This window comes from Mesorhizobium sp. W016, from assembly GCF_054719485.1.
Genome location: NZ_JBTTIF010000002.1, coordinates 5,925,629 through 5,944,000 on the forward strand (window position 1 = coordinate 5,925,629; position 18,372 = coordinate 5,944,000).

Annotated in this window: 16 protein-coding genes; 14 read left to right on the top strand and 2 right to left on the bottom strand. The window is 62.9% G+C overall.

What is annotated here, in order from left to right; genetic code table 11:
* Positions 1-74: 74 nt before the first annotated feature.
* The 13 genes from ACYG9V_RS29045 to ACYG9V_RS29105 all read left to right on the top strand — a co-directional run bounded on the left by ACYG9V_RS29045 (position 75) and on the right by ACYG9V_RS29105 (position 14,379).
* The gene (locus ACYG9V_RS29045) at positions 75-1,913 is read left to right on the top strand and encodes a M3 family oligoendopeptidase (protein ID WP_352762493.1); all 1,839 of its coding nucleotides are present in this window, start codon (positions 75-77) and stop codon (positions 1,911-1,913) included.
* A 414-nt stretch (positions 1,914-2,327) separates the two neighbouring features.
* Positions 2,328-3,044: a protein in NADH-ubiquinone oxidoreductase complex gene (locus ACYG9V_RS29050; protein WP_023704007.1), complete on the top strand. Its 717-nt coding sequence runs from the start codon at positions 2,328-2,330 to the stop codon at positions 3,042-3,044.
* A gap of 163 nt (positions 3,045-3,207) precedes the next feature.
* Complete coding sequence (locus ACYG9V_RS29055) at positions 3,208-4,353, top strand: aminodeoxychorismate synthase component I (protein ID WP_352762495.1); 1,146 nt, start codon at positions 3,208-3,210, stop codon at positions 4,351-4,353.
* Entirely contained in the window at positions 4,302-4,964 is a 663-nt protein-coding gene (locus ACYG9V_RS29060; RefSeq protein WP_031201292.1) for an aminotransferase class IV family protein, read from the top strand. Before ACYG9V_RS29055 ends, ACYG9V_RS29060 begins: the two co-directional genes overlap by 52 nt.
* A gap of 52 nt (positions 4,965-5,016) precedes the next feature.
* Positions 5,017-5,940, top strand: a complete 924-nt coding sequence (locus ACYG9V_RS29065) for a heme-dependent oxidative N-demethylase family protein (protein WP_023671946.1) — start codon at positions 5,017-5,019, stop codon at positions 5,938-5,940.
* A gap of 2 nt (positions 5,941-5,942) precedes the next feature.
* A complete protein-coding gene (locus ACYG9V_RS29070; RefSeq protein WP_352762497.1) occupies positions 5,943-6,629 on the top strand; it encodes a hypothetical protein in 687 nt (228 codons plus the stop codon).
* Positions 6,604-7,182 (top strand): hypothetical protein, encoded by a 579-nt coding sequence (locus tag ACYG9V_RS29075; RefSeq protein ID WP_352762499.1) that lies wholly within the window; start codon positions 6,604-6,606, stop codon positions 7,180-7,182. Before ACYG9V_RS29070 ends, ACYG9V_RS29075 begins: the two co-directional genes overlap by 26 nt.
* A gap of 129 nt (positions 7,183-7,311) precedes the next feature.
* Complete coding sequence (locus ACYG9V_RS29080) at positions 7,312-8,757, top strand: homospermidine synthase (protein WP_023691759.1); 1,446 nt, start codon at positions 7,312-7,314, stop codon at positions 8,755-8,757.
* 188 nt (positions 8,758-8,945) lie between these two features.
* On the top strand, positions 8,946-9,323 hold the full coding sequence (locus ACYG9V_RS29085) for a hypothetical protein (RefSeq protein WP_023671949.1): 378 nt from the start codon (positions 8,946-8,948) through the stop codon (positions 9,321-9,323).
* A 197-nt stretch (positions 9,324-9,520) separates the two neighbouring features.
* Positions 9,521-11,548: a bifunctional metallophosphatase/5'-nucleotidase gene (locus ACYG9V_RS29090; RefSeq protein ID WP_023671950.1), complete on the top strand. Its 2,028-nt coding sequence runs from the start codon at positions 9,521-9,523 to the stop codon at positions 11,546-11,548.
* A gap of 156 nt (positions 11,549-11,704) precedes the next feature.
* Positions 11,705-12,769 (top strand): ferrochelatase, encoded by a 1,065-nt coding sequence (gene hemH / locus ACYG9V_RS29095; RefSeq protein WP_023683248.1) that lies wholly within the window; start codon positions 11,705-11,707, stop codon positions 12,767-12,769.
* Positions 12,770-12,926: 157 nt separating this feature from the next.
* On the top strand, positions 12,927-13,877 hold the full coding sequence (locus ACYG9V_RS29100) for an SPFH domain-containing protein (RefSeq protein ID WP_023671952.1): 951 nt from the start codon (positions 12,927-12,929) through the stop codon (positions 13,875-13,877).
* A 37-nt stretch (positions 13,878-13,914) separates the two neighbouring features.
* On the top strand, positions 13,915-14,379 hold the full coding sequence (locus ACYG9V_RS29105) for an NfeD family protein (protein WP_023671953.1): 465 nt from the start codon (positions 13,915-13,917) through the stop codon (positions 14,377-14,379).
* A gap of 87 nt (positions 14,380-14,466) precedes the next feature.
* Here the strand turns inward: ACYG9V_RS29105 and ACYG9V_RS29110 are convergent, their stop codons facing one another.
* Positions 14,467-15,462 (bottom strand): KpsF/GutQ family sugar-phosphate isomerase, encoded by a 996-nt coding sequence (locus tag ACYG9V_RS29110; protein ID WP_023671954.1) that lies wholly within the window; start codon positions 15,460-15,462, stop codon positions 14,467-14,469.
* A gap of 150 nt (positions 15,463-15,612) precedes the next feature.
* Between ACYG9V_RS29110 and ACYG9V_RS29115 the strand changes: the two genes are divergently transcribed.
* Complete coding sequence (locus ACYG9V_RS29115; protein ID WP_031201344.1) at positions 15,613-17,397, top strand: outer membrane beta-barrel protein; 1,785 nt, start codon at positions 15,613-15,615, stop codon at positions 17,395-17,397.
* Here the strand turns inward: ACYG9V_RS29115 and galU are convergent, their stop codons facing one another.
* The gene (gene galU / locus ACYG9V_RS29120) at positions 17,398-18,303 is read right to left on the bottom strand and encodes a UTP--glucose-1-phosphate uridylyltransferase GalU (protein ID WP_023671956.1); all 906 of its coding nucleotides are present in this window, start codon (positions 18,301-18,303) and stop codon (positions 17,398-17,400) included. It abuts the gene before it with no gap.
* Between the last annotated feature and the right edge of the window lie 69 nt (positions 18,304-18,372).

Below are 18,372 nucleotides of genomic sequence, written 5' to 3' on the forward strand. Positions count from 1 at the left end.
AAAAACCCGGTGAACGAATTCCTTAGGATTTGACCGGCTTGTCCTTTCCCCTTGATTCCAGAAGGTAATTGTTGATGAGCAGGATTCTCGGTCGGCAGCTTGCGGCGGTAGCGTCCGGTCAGGGCGCGGCGGAACTCGGCGACCTGCCGGAATGGAATCTCGCCGACCTCTATTCCGGCATGGAAGCGCCCGAACTGAAGCGCGACCTTGCCAAGGCGGCGGCCGATGCCGTCGCCTTCGAGAACCGCTGGAAGGGCACACTGGCTGCGGAGGCCGAGCGCGGCAGCGCCGGCAGGCTTGGCGAGGCGCTGACAGCCTATGAGGCGCTGGAGGAACTGATCGGCCGCATCGTCTCCTATGCCGGCCTGATCTATGCCGGCAACACCGCCGATCCGCAGCGCGCAAAGCTCTATGGCGACATCCAGGAAAAGATGACCGACGCCAGCGCGCATCTTCTGTTCTTCGCGCTGGAACTGAACCTGATCGATGACAAGGCGCTCGAATCCGCCCTCGCCGCCGACGCCGGCTTTGCCCATTACCGCCCCTGGGTGCTCGACCTCAGAATGGACAAGCCCTACCAGCTCGAGGACCGGGTCGAGCAGCTGTTCCATGAGAAATCGATCACCGGACGCGGTGCCTGGAACCGGCTGTTCGACGAGACGATGACCGATCTGCGCTTCGACATAGACGGCGAGGAACTGACGCTGGAGCCGGCGCTGAACCGCCTCCAGGACGCCGATGGGGAGGTCCGCCGCCGCGCCTCCGAAGCGCTGGCCGCAACCTTCCGCAAGAGCCTGCGCACCTTCACGCTGATCACCAACACGTTGGCCAAGGACAAGGAGATTTCCGACCGCTGGCGCGGCTTCGAGGACATCGCCGATTCACGCCATCTCGCCAACCGCGTCGAGCGCAGCGTGGTTGATGCGCTGGCGTCGGCCGTGCGCGAAGCCTATCCGCGCCTGTCTCATCGCTACTACGCGATGAAGGCGCGCTGGCTCGGCATGGAGGTGATGAACCACTGGGACCGCAACGCCCCCTTGCCCGAGACGCCGCAGACCGTGATCCCTTGGGACGACGCCAGGAACACTGTGCTGTCGGCCTATCAGCGCTTTTCCCCCGACATGGCGGAGATCGCCCGCACCTTCTTCGACCGCAACTGGATCGACGCGCCGGTCAGGCCCGGCAAGTCGCCCGGCGCCTTCGCCCATCCGACCGTGCCTTCGGCGCACCCTTACGTGCTGCTCAACTACATGGGCAAGCCGCGCGATGTGATGACGCTGGCGCATGAGCTCGGCCACGGCGTGCATCAGGTGCTGGCCGGCGGCCAGGGCGCGCTGATGGCTTCGACGCCGCTGACTTTGGCCGAGACGGCCTCGGTGTTCGGCGAGATGCTGACCTTCCGTTCGCTGCTCGACCAGACCACCGACAAGCGCGAGCGCAAGGCGATGCTCGCCCAGAAGGTCGAGGACATGATCAACACGGTCGTGCGCCAGATCGCCTTCTACGAGTTCGAGCGCAAGGTGCATGCAGAGCGCAAGAACGGCGAACTGACCTCCGACAAGCTCGGCCAGTTCTGGCTCGAGGTGCAGGCCGAAAGCCTGGGGCCGGCGATCAAGCTGCGCGAGGGCTATGAGGTCTTCTGGACCTACATCCCGCACTTCGTCCACTCCCCCTTCTACGTCTACGCCTATGCCTTTGGCGACTGCTTGGTGAACTCGCTCTACGCGGTCTACCAGAACGCTGAGCATGGCTTCCAGGATAAGTATTTCGAGATGTTGCGCGCCGGCGGCACCAAGCATCACTCGGAGCTTCTCGCGCCCTTCGGCCTCGACGCCACCGACCCCGCCTTCTGGCAGATCGGGCTTGGCGTGATCGGCGGCCTGATCGACGAGTTGGAAGCGCTCGACAGTTAATGCGCGCACCCATTGGACCGATGGCGCAGAGTGGCAGGTTCAGCAGCGGCCTCGACTTTGCAGAATCGCAGAACAGTTTAGCCGGGATGCATGTGACGGCAGCGCTGTTCTTGTTCTAAATACCTGTTCTTGAATAACTCTCCGGCGAAATTTTCCGTTAGCTTTCCCGAAGCCGTATGATAGCTTTCCGACCGAAGCTCAGCCGGGCGCGCGGCTTAAGGCCGGACAGCATCCCGGCCCATGGCAGCGGTCTGACGAATGCGACAGCGACGGTTGGCAATGGGCGGCAAAGCCGAACGCCGACACTCGACGACAGACCGGCTGTTCCCTGAGCCGCCGAACCACATTGGATGATCCGATCTGCCAAGGTCATGACTTGGGACGGCGGCGGACGGATCCGACTGGAGAGAGACGATGACCTTCTTTTACATTGTCCTGGCGTTCCTTGTAGGTGTGTTGGTTGGCTGGTTTATCTGGGGCCGGCTGCGCGGCGAACTTGACAGCCTGCGCGGCGATCTCGACCGCACCCGCAGCGAGCGGGACAGACTGCGCGCCGACGCCGACCGCCTGACCGGCGAACTCGACGCCTGCGGCAAGACCCGCGCCGATCTCGAACGCCGGCTGCGTGAAACATCGGCTCCATCCGCCAAGCCTTCCAGTTCGGCGCCGGCCGCGCTGGTGTCGACAGCGGCAACGGCCAAGTCCGCCCCGGCCGCGAAACCGGCCCCCGCCAAACCCGCCGCGGCCAAACCAGCTGCGGCCAAATCCGCGGACGCAAAACCAGCGGCCAGCAAACCTGCCGCCGCCAAGGCCGCGCCCAAAGCCGCGGCTTCAAAGCCCGCCGCCGTCCCGAAGAAGGCCGCCCCGGCAGCTGGGAAGGCCGACAATCTGCGCCGCCTGATCGGTATCGGCCCGGTCAACGACAAACTGCTCAAGGGCCTTGGCGTCACGACCTACGCGCAGATCGCCGGCTGGACCGCGACCGATGTCAAGCGCATCGAGGACACGCTGAATTTCGACGGCCGCATCGCTCGCGAAAAGTGGGTCGAGCAGGCCAAGCTGCTTGCCGCCGGCGACGAAAAGGAGTTCGCACGACAATTCCCGAGCGCCGGGACCGCCAACAACAGCTGATCTGTCATCGGCAACATAACCAGAAGGCGGCGCTCTCGGGCGCCGTCTTTGTTTTTGCATTCGCCACTGTCTTTGCGCCCTGCGACGCCGCTCCCTCGATTGCACGCCGCCCGGCCCCCATATAGAGCGGTTCTGGCGTCATCGACCGCAGCACCCGAGCCCCATGCCCCTGCCCTCTGCCATTTTCCGCAACGATGAAAGCGGCCGTCAGTTGGTCTTCGACCACCAGGCCGACATCATCATTGCCTATGATGCCAAGGATTTTCTGCCGGCGCTGGTGGCCGCGCAGGCGGCGAGCGATGCCGGCAAATGGCTGGCCGGCTATTTCTCCTACGAAGCGGGCTATCTGCTCGAACCGAAACTGGTGCCGCTGCTGCCTGAAGGCCGGCGCGCGCCACTGGTTTGTCTGGGTGTGTTCGATGCTCCGGTCGAAGAGGCCGTGCCGCGCAACGATGCGCCGGCCACCAATGGCCCCATCTTCGACGCCAAGGCCAGTTGGTCCGCTCAGGACTACGCCCAACGCTTCGCGCGCCTTCACGACCACATCCGCAAGGGCGATTGCTACCAAGGCAACCTGACCTTTCCGGTCCGTGCCCAATGGTCGGGCGATCCGCTTGCTGCCTTCGACGCACTGACAGGACGCCAGCCGGTCAAGTATGGCGCGCTGATTTCGCTCGGCGATCCCATCGTCTTGTCGCGTTCGCCCGAGCTGTTCTTCGAGATCAATGCCGAAGGCATGATCGAAACCCATCCGATGAAGGGTACCGCACCGCGCGGCGCGACCAAGGCCGAGGACGCGCGGTTGAAGTCCTTCTTGCGCAGCGACGAAAAGAACCAGGCCGAGAACCGAATGATCGTCGATCTCCTGCGCAATGACATCTCGCTGATCAGCGAGGTCGGCACGCTGGAAGTGCCGGAACTGTTCCGCATCGAGAGCTACCCGACCGTCCATCAGATGGTGAGCCGTGTGCGGGCGAAGCTTCTGCCTGATCTCGGCATCCGCCAAATCTTTGGCGCGCTGTTTCCCTGTGGCTCGATCACCGGCGCGCCGAAAATCCGCGCCATGGAAATCCTGCACGAGCTGGAAGAGACACCGCGCGACGTCTATTGCGGCGCCATCGGCTGGATCGCGCCTGCCGGCATGATGCGCTTTTCGGTGGCGATCCGCACCATATCGCTCTTTTCCAGTGGCGAGGCCGTTTACAATGTCGGCGGCGGCGTCGTCTTCGATTCGACGGCGCAAGAGGAGTATCAGGAGTGTCTGCTGAAGGCGCGCTTCGCGACGGGGACACCGCCGATTTCGAGCTGATCGAGACGATGCGCTGGGAGCCCGGCCAGGGCTTTCTGCGCTTCGAACGCCATCTCGCGCGCCTTTACGGCTCGGCGGAAGAACTCGGCTTTGCCTGCGATCCGCAGCCGATCGGCGAGGTGCTGGCGAATACTATCGGGGCGCAGCAGACGGCGCTGCGCACCCGGCTCGCCCTGCAGCGCAATGGCGAAGTGACCGCCTCGGTCCAGCCCTATGAGCCGTTCGCCGCCGACAAGGTCTGGCGGCTGCGACTGGCGCGGGTCCGGCTCTCTTCCTCGGACGCGCTGCTGCGCCACAAGACCAGCCGGCGACAGATCTACACCCACGCCCGCTCCGAATATCTGATCACCCAGGCCGACGAAGTGTTGCTCGCAAATGAGCGCAGCGAAATCTGCGAAGGCACCATCACCAACGTCTTCGCCGATTTCGGTGATGGCATGCTGATGACACCCAGGCTCGACTGCGGCCTGCTGCCTGGCGTATTGCGCGCCGAGCTGCTGGACGAAGGCCGCGCCCAAGAGGCGATCTACAGCTATGACGAGTTGAAATCCGCCAAAACACTGTTCGTCGGCAATTCTCTGCGCGGCTTGATCCCGGCAACATTGGCCTGATACGAAGCGGCTGCGAGAATAACCGCCGGCATTGGACACTTTCTAGCGAAGCATGAATTCTCGTCAGCCCACGCACACGCCCTATGATGGCTCCTCAAAGCTCTTCACCATCGGGCTGAAGCCGCTCGAACTCGACAAGTGGATCGAGGTCGACCGGTATCTCTTCGACCATCTCGCCGAAAAGCGCCGGCTGTATGCCGAAATTCCCGACAAGGTGTTTGTCGAGGAAGACGGCACGCGCGACGCCCAGCGCGAAGTGCGCGGCCTCCTCGAAGCACATCTGCTGTCGAGATTTCCCGGGATGTACCGGCGCACCAATGCCGGGGTTGAGGTCATTGGCGCCAAAGCCGACTCTGACGCCACCTTCCCCGATGCCCCGCTGGTCGCAGCGTCGCTGCTCGTCCAGGAAGACCTGATCCTGATGCGCCGTGACGACACCGGCTGGCGGCTCGCCGCCGGCTCGCTGTGTTTCCCGTCATCCTGGTCGCTGGTCGAGAAATTCGGCCGGCCGCTGCAGCAGATCCACGCACCGGTGCCGGGCTTCGGTCCGGGCACCAGGCCGGCCGAGCTCATCAACCGCATGTTCGACGGCCTGCAGGGTCAGGCTGTCGAACGCTTCAACTGGTCGATCCAGGCCGACGACGCGCTCTATCATCCGCTCTCCAATGTCGAGCGCATCGACCGTGCCACCAGGCGCCCCTCGCGATTTCCCGACGGCGACGTAAACGCCCACGCCTTCATCCGCGTCGAGCGCCAGACGCTGCGCAAACTGTCCGTCTCGCGCGACATCCTGTTCACCATCCGCATCCATCTCGACCCGTTGAAAGTGCTGGCGCGGCATCCCGACCGGGCAACGCTTGCCGCCTCTTTCGCGGCGCAATTGCAGGCGCTGGATGAGGCTCAACTCGACTACAAGGGGATGACATCAGACCGTGACCGGCTGGTGCAACGCCTGCAAACCATGGCTCAGGAGTGACGATGGTCCGACATGTTCTGAAGCTAGCCGTCCTGCTCGGTGCATTCCTGGCGTTGCCGGCAACAGCGCATGCGGAACCGGTGACCTATGCGGGGAAGCTCGGCAACATCGACATCGTCGTCGAGTTTACCGGTGATCCGGCGACGGCTGGAGAGGCACTGGCGGCGCGCTATTTCTACCGTTCCAAGGGCGTCGATATTCCTCTGCAGGCGAAGTCGAGCAAGGGCGCCACCTTTCAATTGGCCGAGGAAGAAGCCTGCGATGCCAAGAAGTGCGGCGACGGCCAGGCTCCACCCATCGGCGCCGTCTGGCGGTTGAGTTCCGCCGACAAGGGCAAGACGCTGGAAGGCATCTGGACGGCCAAAAAGACCCTGCCGCTGAAGCTGACAAGGATCGCCAGCCGTGCCCAGACGGAGACGCCGGCGACGACGCCACGCGATCTCTATGATTTCACCGACATGACATTCTCGGGCGACGATGCGCCGATCACCATGGCGGCATCGCCCTACGACTATCTCAAGCTGGATTTCGCGCCCAAGGCAGACGCCAAGGAAGGTTGGCCGGATGCAGCCTACAACTATGTCACCGATCCGCGCACCCCAATTCGCCAGGCCGCGCATCGTCGATCTCGCCGGCAGTGCGCCGATCGAAGCCGCCAATGCCTTGCTGCAGAACCGCCATTGGCATGACAGCCTCAGCGCCTTGACCTGCGCGGCGCTGCAATACGTCGGCTTCCACGATGGACCACCGATGGAGGGCATGGATGACGATTCGCTTGGCGGCTACGAAGACACGACGTCCAAAGTGACGTCATTGACGCCGAAGCTGATGAGCTGGTCGGAATCCGGCAGCCTCTATTGCGGCGGTGCGCATCCGAACAACTATTCCGACGCCTATGTCATGGACGTGCGCCGTGGCGCCTTGCTTACCCTTCAGGACATGTTTTCCGATACGGGCGACGGCAAGCCAGGCCCCTCGCTGGCCGCCTTCGTCAGGGAAAACCGCAAGAAGCCAAGCGACCAGACCGAGGTGGATTACGAGGCCGAATGCGGCATCGACGATTTGATCAGCGACTATCTAGGCGCCAGCCTGAAGCGCGATGGCGACAGGCAGGTTCTGGTCTTCGGGCTGCAAGGTTTGCCCAACGTCATCCAGGCTTGCGGCGACGATCTCGTTGAAATGCCGGTCTCCGAAGCACAAGCGCTGTTCACACCGGAATTCGCGAAACTGCTCGAACCGTAGGCGCGCATCTGCGCCGTCGGGAACTAACCTTATCCCTGCTTTTCGCTTTATTGTGACAATGATCTATGGTTTGTCGCGCGGCAGTCGAACGGCCGTTTTGGCGCGTTGCTTGAAGGAGTGCTCGATAAAATGGCGAATGAAAACTGGCCCGTTTACGGTGAAATCACCGGCCCTGTCGTGATGATCGGCTTTGGTTCGATCGGACGGGGAACGCTGCCTCTGATCGAGCGCCATTTCAAATTCGACAAGTCGCGCATGACGGTCATCGACCCGCTCGACACCGACCGCAAGCTGCTCGACGAGCGCGGCATCGCCTTCGTGCAGGAGCACGTGACCGAGAAAAACTACAAGAAACTGCTGACGCCGCTTTTGACCAATGGTGGCGGCCAGGGCTTTTGCATCAATCTGTCGGTCGATACCGGCTCGGTCGACCTGATGCGGCTCTGCCGCAAGCTCGGCGTGCTCTACATCGACACCGTCGTCGAGCCGTGGCTCGGCTTCTATTTCGACGCCAAGGCCGACAATGCCAGCCGCACCAACTACGCGCTGCGCGAAGCCTTGATCAAGGAGAAGCACGACAAGCCCGGCGGCGCTACCGCGGTTTCGACCTGTGGCGCCAATCCGGGCATGGTCTCGTGGTTCGTCAAGCAGGCGCTGCTGAACCTTGCCGGCGACCTCGGCCTCGAGTTTTCCGAACCCGCGCAGGACGACCGTGACGGCTGGGCGAAGCTGATGAAGAAGGCCGGCGTCAAGGGCATCCACATCGCCGAGCGCGACACCCAGCGCACCAAGAAGCCGAAGCCGATGAACGTGTTCTGGAACACCTGGTCGGTCGAAGGTTTCATCTCGGAAGGGCTGCAGCCGGCCGAGCTCGGCTGGGGCACGCATGAGAGATGGATGCCGAAGAACGGCAAGGAGCACAAGCATGGCTCCAAGGCTGCGATCTATCTCGAACAGCCCGGCGCCAACACCCGCGTGCGCTCCTGGTGCCCGACGCCGGGCGCGCAATACGGTTTCCTGGTGACGCATAATGAGGCGATCTCGATCGCCGACTTCTTCACCGTGCGCGGTAAGAAGGGCAAGGTCCAATACCGCCCGACCTGCCACTATGCCTATCACCCCTGCAACGACGCCGTGTTGTCACTCCACGAAATGTTCGGCGCTGCCGGCAAGCCGCAGCCGGTCCACCATGTGCTCGACGAAAACGAGCTGGTCGACGGCGTCGACGAGCTTGGCGTGCTGCTCTACGGCCATGCCAAGAACGCCTACTGGTACGGTTCGCAGCTGTCGCTGGCCGAAGCCCGCAAGCTGGCGCCCTACCAGAACGCTACCGGCATGCAGGTCACCTCGGCCGTGCTCGCCGGCATGGTCTGGGCGCTGGAAAACCCGGAAGCCGGCATCGTCGAGGCCGACGAGATGGACTACAAGCGCTGCCTAGAAGTGCAGTCCCAGTATCTCGGACCGGTCAAGGGCTACTACACCGACTGGACGCCGCTCGATAACCGTCCGGGCCTGTTTCCCGAAGACCTCGACAAAAGCGACCCGTGGCAATTCCGCAACATCCTCGTTCGATAGCGGTTCCATACCCCTGCCTCACTGCCTTGCAATCGCCCGGAAATCGGGCGATTGAAGGGATGCGGACGAGAGCAGTGTGCATCCATTTGGACGCACGAGGGACGGCTCTGGAAACTTGAGGCCACGCACATCGTGTTCCCCAAAACGTCGTTTGACGATTGGGCCGATGCGTCAGGAGAGGATTTGATATGACGATTGCGCGCAAAATTCTTTCTGCGGGCGCGGCGGGCGTTCTTGCGACGATGCTTGCCGCCTGCACCACCGGCGGCTCCGACGGGCCACCGATCTCATCGCAGGCGCGAGGCGTCGAAGGCTCATGGCTGAACGCCGAAGGCAAGGCGGTCTCGACATTGAACGGCGGCGTCTTCACCACCGTTTCGGCGGAGACCGGTGAGAAATTCGCTGACGGCAGCTACACCAAGACCGGCGCCACCTCGGTCGAGATCAACGGAACCTCGCTGATCCGACAGCAGCCAATCGCTTTCAACTGCCTGCTGGTGTCCATAAACCAGCTGAATTGCACCAGCTCCGCCGGGCAGAACTTCGTGCTGACCAGGCGCGGCTGAACCTTTCCCATGCGGCTTTGCGGATGGCGGCGGCGCGATGCCGCCGCCTTTTTTATGCCGGCAAACCGATGCCGGTTATCCGCCCTGATTCTTCTTGCATCGCCACAACCGCGATGTGAACATACCCGAAATGCTGGCTGTTATCCTGCAGTCGGGCAAGAGCGTTAAACGCCTTTGATCATATCCGGGAGACGAAGATGAAGAAGCTCGCCGCCATTGCCGCCCTCTCTGCCTCGACACTCGGCCTGTCGGCCGCACCATCCTTTGCCGATTACACGTTGAACATCCTGCATTTCAACGATTGGCACAGCCGCATCGAAGGCAACAACAAATACGAGTCGACCTGCTCGGCCGAGGAAGAGACCAAGGGTGAGTGCATCGGCGGCGCCGGCCGGCTGGTCACCGCGATCGCACAGGAGCGCAAGAAGCTCGAAGGCCAGAACGTGCTGCTGCTCAATGCCGGCGACAGCTTTCAGGGATCGCTGTTCTACATCACCTACAAGGGCACGGCGGAGGAGGAATTCCTCAATCAGATCAAGCCCGACGCGGTGACGCTCGGCAACCACGAATTCGACGATGGCGAGAGCGCGCTGGTGCCTTATCTCGACAAGGCGAAGTTCCCGATCGTCAGCGCCAATGTCGTGCCCAACGACAAGTCCGGCGCCGCAGGCAAGATCAAGCCGTCGATTGTGCTTGAGGTCGGCGGCCAGAAGATCGGCATTGTCGGCGCCGTGACCAACGACACGCCGGAACTCGCCTCTCCCGGCCCCAACATTACCATCGAGGACGACGTCAAGTCGATCACCGCCGAGGTCGAGAAGCTGAAGGCGCAAGGCGTCAACAAGATCATTGCCGTCACCCATATCGGCTACAGGCGCGAGCGCGATGTCATCGCCAAGATCCCGGGCATCGATGTGGTGGTCGGCGGCCACAGCCATTCGCTTCTGTCCAACACCGACCCGAAGGCTGAAGGCCCCTACCCGACGATGGTCGACAACCCCGACGGCTCCAAGGTGCCTGTCGTGCAGGCCGCGTCCTATTCGAAATATCTCGGCGAATTCAAGGTCGTGTTCGACGACAATGGCAACGTCAAGGAAGCCAGCGGCGACCCGATCTTCCTCGACAAGTCGATCACTCCCGATCCGGCCGTTCTTGCCCGCATCAAGGAGCTTGGCGCGCCGATCGAGGCGCTGAAGAACAAGGAAGTGGCCGAGACCACCGAGGCCATCGACGGCAGCCGCGAAAGCTGCCGCACCAAGGAATGCGCGATGGGCAACCTCGTCTCCGACGCCATCCTCGACCGCGTCAAGGGACAGGGCGTCGAGATCGTCGTCTCGAATGGCGGCGGCCTGCGTGCTTCGATCGACAAGGGCACCGTCACCATGGGCGAGGTGCTGACCGTGCTGCCGTTCCAGAACACGCTGGCGACCTTCCAGATTTCCGGCAAGGATCTGGTCGCCGGGCTGGAAAACGGCGTCAGCCAAGTCGAGGACGGCGGCGGCCGCTTCCCGCAGGTGGCAGGTCTGAAATACTCCTTCGACAAGTCGGTCGCGCCCAATGCCGGCCGCGTCAAGTCGGTCGAGGTGATGGAAGGCGGCGCCTGGGCGCCGATCAACCCGGACAAGGACTATCTGGTCGCCACCAACAATTATGTCCGCCAGGGCGGCGACGGCTACAAGGTCTTCGCCGAGAAGGCCAAGAACGCCTATGATTACGGCCCGGGCCTCGAACAGGTGGTCGCCGACTATCTCGCCGCGCACCGGCCCTACACGCCCAAGCTCGACGGCCGCATCACCGAGGTTGCCGCAACCGTAGCGGCTGCCCCGGCCGCCGAGCCGGCAAAACCAGCCGAACCGGCACCTGCTCCAGCGGAACCGGCAAAACCGGCCGAGGCTGCACCGGCGGAGCCGGCGATGCCCGCATTGCCGGCAGGCTCCGGCGACATCACCACCACGCCGCCGACTGTCCCGGCGGAAACCGCCCCGGCAACGCCGGCTCCGGCCGAACCGGCAAAACCGGCCGAAGCCGCACCTGCTCCGGCAAAGCCGGCTGACGCCGCCCCGGCCGAAGCCAGCCATGTCATCGTCGCCGGCGATACCTATTGGGATCTCGCCAAGAAGGCCTACGGCGACGGCGCCAAGTGGAAGGTGATCTCCGAGGCCAACAAAGGCTACGAACCACGCCGGCTTCCTGTCGGCGCGACCTTGACCATTCCGGCGAAGTAACCTCGCTTCGCACTCACGACCAGCAAAACCCGTCCGGGTAACCGGACGGGTTTTTGGCTTTCAAGGTAAGGTGCGGCCAGACGCAGCATTGAAAACTTGCTCCGCATCGCTAGGTTCGCCCGACATCGTCGGTTTTCGCGGTGTCGGGAGACCTTCATGACGCTTTCCACGCCTGTCGACCCCAAAGCCGCGAAAGCGCTCGACCCGCTACCGGCCGGACATCCGCCGGTAAAGGCAGGCAAGATCGGCGTCATGTTGGTCAATCTCGGCACGCCGGACGGCACCGATTTCAAGCCGATGTGGCGCTATCTCCGCGAATTCCTGTCCGATCCGCGGGTCATCGAGCTCAACAAGGCGATCTGGTATCCGATCCTCTACGGCTTGGTGCTGACCACGAGACCGAACAAGTCCGGCGCCAATTACGCCAGGATATGGAACCGCGAGAGGAACGAGTCGCCGCTGCGCACCTACACCCGGGCGCAGGGCGAAAAGCTGGCCGCAGCGCTCATCGACCTACCCGATGTCGTGGTCGACTGGGCGATGCGCTACGGCAACCCCTCGACCGCGAGCGTCGCTCAAAGGCTGGTCGAGCAAGGCTGCGACCGCATCCTGTCGTTCCCACTCTACCCGCAATACTCCGCGACCACCACCGCGACCGCCAACGACCAGCTGTTTCGCGCCTTGATGAAGATGCGCCGCGCGCCTGCCGTGCGCAGTGTTCCGCCCTACTATGACGAGCCGGTCTACATCGAGGCGCTCGCCCATTCGATCGAACGGCATCTGGCAACGCTAGACTTCGAGCCCGAGGTGGTCATCACCTCCTATCACGGCATCCCGAAGCCCTATTTCGAGAAGGGCGATCCCTATCACTGCCATTGCCAGAAGACGACACGGCTGTTGCGTGAACGACTGGGGTGGGATGAAAAGAAGCTGATCATCACCTTCCAGTCGCGCTTCGGCGCCCAGGAATGGCTGCAGCCCTACACCGACAAGACGGTCGAGAAACTGGCGAAGGACGGCGTGAAATCGATCGCCATCGTCAACCCAGGCTTTTCCGTCGACTGCATCGAGACGCTGGACGAAATCGGCCGCGAGGCGGCCGAGACCTTCCATCACGCCGGCGGCGAGAAATTCGCCCACATCCCGTGCCTCAACGACAGTGCAGAAGGCATGGCGGTGATCGAGGCGATGGTGCGGCGCGAGCTGTCGGGCTGGGTCTGAGGCCGCCACGTTGCGCGATCGATCGCCGCAGTTGCGCTATTCCATGCACTAATAATCAACGATCACCTGATTGTAACATTATTGAAACACACCTAAGTGTTTGGTGAAGTCGGTTGCATGGAATCAACGCCATGGCCGGCATCTGAGGGAGATTCAAATGGACTTCAGTGGTTTCGGTATTGCGATTGGTGCGCTTGCCTTTCTGGTATTGGTGCTTCTTATCAAAGGCATCCGGACAATCCCGCAAGGCTATAATTATACGGTGGAGCGCTTTGGTCGTTACACCAAAACACTAAGCCCCGGCCTCAACCTGATCGTGCCGTTCGTCGACCGAATCGGCGCCAAGATGAACATGATGGAGCAGGTGCTCGACGTTCCGAGCCAGGAAATCATCACGCGCGACAACGCCATTGTGGGCGTCGACGGCATCGCCTTCTACCAGATCCTCAATGCGGCCCAGGCCGCCTACCAGGTCGCCGGCCTGGAGAACGCCATCCTCAATTTGACGATGACCAACATCCGTACCGTCATGGGTTCGATGGACCTCGACGAACTGCTGTCGAACCGCGACGCCATCAACGAACGGCTGCTGCGCGTCGTCGACGAAGCGGCGCATCCGTGGGGCATCAAGATCACCCGCGTCGAGATCAAGGACATCAATCCGCCGGCCAACCTCATCGAATCGATGGGCCGTCAGATGACCGCCGAACGCAACAAGCGTGCGCAGATCCTCGCCGCCGAAGGCCTCAAGCAGTCGCAGATCCTCGAGGCCGAGGGCCGCAAGGAAGCCGCCTTCCGCGACGCCGAGGCGCGCGAACGCTCGGCCGAAGCCGAAGCGCGAGCCACCCAGGTTGTATCGGAAGCCATCTCCAAGGGCGACGTGCAGGCACTCAACTACTTCGTGGCGCTGAAATACACTGAAGCGATGGGCAAGATCGGCACCGCCAACAACAGCAAGGTCGTGCTGATGCCGATGGAAGCCTCGGCGCTGATCGGCACGCTCGGTGGCATAAGCGAGATCGCCAGGGAGGTGTTCCGCAGCGAAGGCACCGCCGGCGCCGCCAGGCAGGCCGCCCGCCCTCCGGTGGTTCGCCCAAGCGAGAATTGAGGCTAGCTGAGAACTGAGATCATAGGAGCGCACTCCCATGTTCGACCGCATCATTTCCGAACTTGGTCCGTGGAACTGGATGGTTCTGGGCTTCGTCCTCCTGGTGATGGAGGTCATCGCGCCAGGAATATTCATGCTGTGGATCGGCATCGCCGCATTGGTGATCGGTGTGATTTCCCTGCTCGTCTGGGACGCAAGCTTCTGGGCCTGGGAAGTCCAGGTCCTCGCCTTCCTGGCCCTGTCGCTGGTCTCGGCCTTTGCCGGAAAGAAGCTGGTTGGTGGGCGTAATACCCCTAGCGACCAGCCGCTGCTCAACCGGCGCGGCGCGCAGTTGGTCGGCAGGATGGCAACGCTGGCCGAGCCGATCAAGGACGGTCGCGGCCGCATCAAACTCGGCGACACACTGTGGCGCGTCTCCGGTCCCGACCTGCCGGCCGGCACGCAGGTGCGCGTCGTCAGTTCGGCCGACACCGATCTGGAACTGACCGTCGAGGCAGTTTGACATTTCGAAAGCGCATGGCGCTTTCGATCCGGAAAATCAGGCCGCGTCGCCTAGGGCTTCCCGAACGCGACGCGTCCTTTGATTTTTTCAGGCGGCGCCGATGCGCAGCAGGTCGTGCAGATGAACCAGTCCCACGAGCCGCCTGCCTTCGACCACCATCAGGCTCGTAATGGCCGAATTGTTGATAATCTGCAGCGCCGTCGCCACCAGCGTGTCCGGTGTGGCCGTCTTCGGCTTTTTCGTCATCACCTGATCGACGCTCATTTCCATGAGATTGCTGCCGATGTGACGCCTGATGTCGCCATCGGTGATGATGCCCACCAACGCGCCATCCGCCGTCGCGATCGCCACGCAGCCGAAGCCCTTGTTCGACAATTCGAGGATCGCCTCGCGCATGCCCGTGCCGGAAGCCACCAGCGGCAGCCTTTCGCCGACATGCATGATCTCGTGGATCTGCGTGAGATTGGCGCCGAGCTGGCCGCCGGGGTGGAATGTGCGGAAATGGTCGGGCGTGAAGCCGCGCGCTTCGAGCAGCGCGATAGCCAGCGCATCGCCGACCACCAGTTGCAGCAGGGTCGATGTCGTCGGCGCCAGGCCGTGCGGGCAGGCTTCCGGCACGGACGGCAGGAGCAGCACCACGTCGGCCGCGCGCGCCAGCGCCGAGGCCGCGCCCGCGGTAATCGCAATCAGCGGGATCGAGAAGCGCCTGGAATAGGCGACGATGCCCATCAATTCTCTGCTCTCGCCGGACCATGACATGGCGATGATGGCATCGTCTCTGGCGATCATGCCAAGGTCGCCATGATTGGCCTCCGCCGGATGGACGAAGAAGGCAGGCGTGCCGGTCGAAGCCAGACTGGCCGCGATCTTAGTGCCGATATGGCCGCTTTTGCCGACGCCGGTGACTATGACGCGGCCATTGATGCGCGACACCATGTCGACGGCGCGGGCGAAAGGTTCGGCCAGTTCGTTCTCCAGCGCGGCGGCCAATGCCGCCACGCCGGCCTGTTCCGTGGCTACCGTTCTCAGCGCCGAGGCGATCGAAGCCTCCAAAGGCTTCTTTTCTTGGGATCCCGCATGCATGGCTGATGCGATTAGCGCTTTGCCGTTCGCCTGTCCAACAGAATTGCCGTCCAGCCATGTCCGACAGGCACCCCTTCAACCCTCCGTTAACCATCCCCGTTTACGGTTCGGTAAGTATGGCGCGCTTGCGCCGCGCAAGCAGTGGTGACGATGTCGCGGGCCCAACCTCAAGAGAAAAAAGGTCGAACGGGCAGAGCGTTTTGCGCTCTGCTTCTGGCGACGAGCGTGCTCGCTTTGCTGCGGCCAACTGCGCTTCATGCCCAGGAGACCGAGCTGCGCGGCGAAGTTTCGGAATCGGCGATCCTGTCCGACCAGCAGCGCCGGGCCAGGCAATTGAGCAAGGCCAACACGCAGGTCAAGCCCGCCCCTGCCGACACCGCCCCCACGGGAAACACGCCAACCGCTTATGTGCCGGCCAGCGATGGCGCCTTGCCTGATGACACCGACCCGTCACAGGCCGGCGCAAACAGCATTTTCGACCCGCCGGCGACCATCGACGATTCGTTCGCCGACAAGCCGCCAACCGTCCTGCCACGCCGCCCGTCGACGGCAAAGCAACGCGCCGACGCGGATGCAGACAAGGCCAAGGACAAAACCAAGGCTGCCGACAAGAAGAAGCCTGGCAAAGCCACGGACCAGACCACCACCGGAACGACTCCGGACGGCACTGCGGCAGGCGACGCCGATCAGGACATAGCCAACCGCCGTGTCCTCACCGTCGACGGCGTCGACCGACGAAAGCTCGACCCCGGCGCCGAGCGCACCGACGCCATCGAGGGCCTGAAGAAGAAGCTCGAGGACGACCCGTACGCGGCAACCGGCATCAAGGTCGGCTCGTTCCTGCTGCGGCCGGCGCTCGAGCAGGGCGTTGCCGTCACGTCGAACGCCGATTCCAGCGCTGGCGGCAAGTCGGCGGTGCTGTCCGAAACGGCGCTGCGTTTCTCCGCCGCCTCCGATTGGCGCGAGAATTCGGCGGTCATCGACGGCTACGGTAATTTCCGCAACACCATTTCGGGCCAGAAGATCAATGAGGCACGCGGCCGTATCCAAGGCACGTACAATGTCGACCTCGACAATGAACTGCGCGCCATCGCCAAGCTCGGCTACGAGATTGCACCGGAATCGGCCTCCGCGCCCGACGCCATTGCCGGCGTCAAATCGCAGCCGATCCGCCAGACGGTCGACGGCAGCCTCGGCGTCGAGAAGGACGTCGGCAAGATGCGCTTTGCGCTGACCGGCGCCGTCTCCCACGACATCTATGGCGATGCCGAACTTACCGATGGCACCTCGCTGTCGCAGAAGGACCAGGACAACACGCTCTACACCGCAACGTTGCGGACCGGCTATGAAATTTCCCCGGCTCTGACGCCCTTTGCTGAGATTGAGCTCGGCCGCCGGGTATATGACCAACGGATCGACAACAAGGGCTTCGAGCGCTCTTCGACCCGGCTTGGCGCGCGCGCCGGTATCGAAGTCGACATGGGCGAGAAGCTCAAGGGTGAGTTCTCGGCCGGCTGGCTGAGGGAGGCGATCGACGACAAGAACCTGGAGGCGATTTCGGGAGCCACCATCAATGCCGACCTCAAATGGTCGCCCGAGCGCGGTACCATCATCGGCCTCACCGGGCGAACCACGGTCGAAGGCACGACGAATGCCGGTAAGAGCGGCGACATCCTCTATTCCGGCCGCCTCACCGGCGAGCGGCAGATCCGCGCCGACCTGACCGGCAACGCAGCCCTTGGGCTCGACTGGCGCAATTACACCGGCTCCGACGGCCATGACATGACGCTGAGTGCAGAGGCCGGGCTGACCTGGTGGCTGAACCGCTATGTCGGCCTCACCAGCCGCGCCCGCACCGAAAAGCTGACCAGCAATCTGCCCGGGCGCAACTACACCGCCAACAGCATCTATTTGGGGCTGAAGCTGCAGCGGTAGCTAAAAAGCAGCGCCGCGACGCTCGGACGGCTTCATCTCATCGAGCAGCGTGCGGATGACGCCGGCCATGTTCTCGTTCATGTCGCTGCGCCACAGCGCGAAGGCGACATTGGCCTCGACGAAGCCTTCCGGCGAGCCGCAATCGAAGGTGCGGCCCTGAAAGTGGTAGCCAAAGAAGGGCTGCTGCTTTTCCAGCTTCAGCATCGCGTCGGTGAGCTGGATCTCGTTGCCGGCGCCCTTTTCCTGGCTTTCGAGGATCTTGAAAATCTCGGGCTGCAGGATGTAGCGGCCGTTGATGTAGAGATTGGACGGCGCGGTGCCGGTCTTCGGCTTTTCGACCATCTCGGTGATGCGGAAGCCGTGATGCGTGTCCTCGCCGCGGCCGACAATGCCATATTTGTGGGTCTCGGCCGGATCGCATTCCTGTACGGCGATGATGTTGTTGCCCGTCTCCTCGTAGAGCTCGACCATGGCCTTCGTGCAGCTCTTCTCCGACTGCATGATCATGTCGGGCAGCAACAGCGCGAAGGGTTCATCGCCGACCAGTTCGCGGGCGCACCAGACGGCGTGGCCGAGCCCCATCGGCACCTGCTGGCGGGTGAACGAGGTCTGCCCCGGCGCCGGCTGCAGCCGCTGCAAGCGGGCCAGCTGATCGTCCTTGCCGCGCTGTGCCAGCGTATCATAGAGCTCGAACTGGATATCGAAATGGTCTTCTATGACCGCCTTGTTGCGGCCGGTGACGAAGATGAAATGTTCGATGCCGGCCTCGCGCGCCTCATCGACGACATACTGGATGACCGGCCGGTCGACGACGGTCAGCATCTCCTTGGGAATGGCCTTGGTGGCCGGGAGAAACCGTGTGCCGAGACCGGCGACCGGGAAAACTGCCTTGCGAACTCGCTTCATGCGTCAATTATCCGTTTGAGGGCGTGCCCGGCCTCGCGACATTTTCGCGCCGGAATTGTGGATTATCGG

What these genes read in the sequence shown, in the direction of transcription:
- ACYG9V_RS29045 (WP_352762493.1), top strand. Translation starts at nt 75, where the DNA reads ATGAGCAGGATTCTCGGTCGGCAGCTTGCGGCGGTAGCGTCCGGTCAG.
- ACYG9V_RS29050 (WP_023704007.1), top strand. Translation starts at nt 2,328, where the DNA reads ATGACCTTCTTTTACATTGTCCTGGCGTTCCTTGTAGGTGTGTTGGTT.
- ACYG9V_RS29055 (WP_352762495.1), top strand. Translation starts at nt 3,208, where the DNA reads ATGCCCCTGCCCTCTGCCATTTTCCGCAACGATGAAAGCGGCCGTCAG.
- ACYG9V_RS29065 (WP_023671946.1), top strand. Translation starts at nt 5,017, where the DNA reads ATGAATTCTCGTCAGCCCACGCACACGCCCTATGATGGCTCCTCAAAG.
- ACYG9V_RS29070 (WP_352762497.1), top strand. Translation starts at nt 5,943, where the DNA reads ATGGTCCGACATGTTCTGAAGCTAGCCGTCCTGCTCGGTGCATTCCTG.
- ACYG9V_RS29080 (WP_023691759.1), top strand. Translation starts at nt 7,312, where the DNA reads ATGGCGAATGAAAACTGGCCCGTTTACGGTGAAATCACCGGCCCTGTC.
- ACYG9V_RS29085 (WP_023671949.1), top strand. Translation starts at nt 8,946, where the DNA reads ATGACGATTGCGCGCAAAATTCTTTCTGCGGGCGCGGCGGGCGTTCTT.
- ACYG9V_RS29090 (WP_023671950.1), top strand. Translation starts at nt 9,521, where the DNA reads ATGAAGAAGCTCGCCGCCATTGCCGCCCTCTCTGCCTCGACACTCGGC.
- hemH (WP_023683248.1), top strand. Translation starts at nt 11,705, where the DNA reads ATGACGCTTTCCACGCCTGTCGACCCCAAAGCCGCGAAAGCGCTCGAC.
- ACYG9V_RS29100 (WP_023671952.1), top strand. Translation starts at nt 12,927, where the DNA reads ATGGACTTCAGTGGTTTCGGTATTGCGATTGGTGCGCTTGCCTTTCTG.
- ACYG9V_RS29105 (WP_023671953.1), top strand. Translation starts at nt 13,915, where the DNA reads ATGTTCGACCGCATCATTTCCGAACTTGGTCCGTGGAACTGGATGGTT.
- ACYG9V_RS29110 (WP_023671954.1), bottom strand. Translation starts at nt 15,462, where the DNA reads ATGCATGCGGGATCCCAAGAAAAGAAGCCTTTGGAGGCTTCGATCGCC.
- ACYG9V_RS29115 (WP_031201344.1), top strand. Translation starts at nt 15,613, where the DNA reads ATGTCGCGGGCCCAACCTCAAGAGAAAAAAGGTCGAACGGGCAGAGCG.
- galU (WP_023671956.1), bottom strand. Translation starts at nt 18,303, where the DNA reads ATGAAGCGAGTTCGCAAGGCAGTTTTCCCGGTCGCCGGTCTCGGCACA.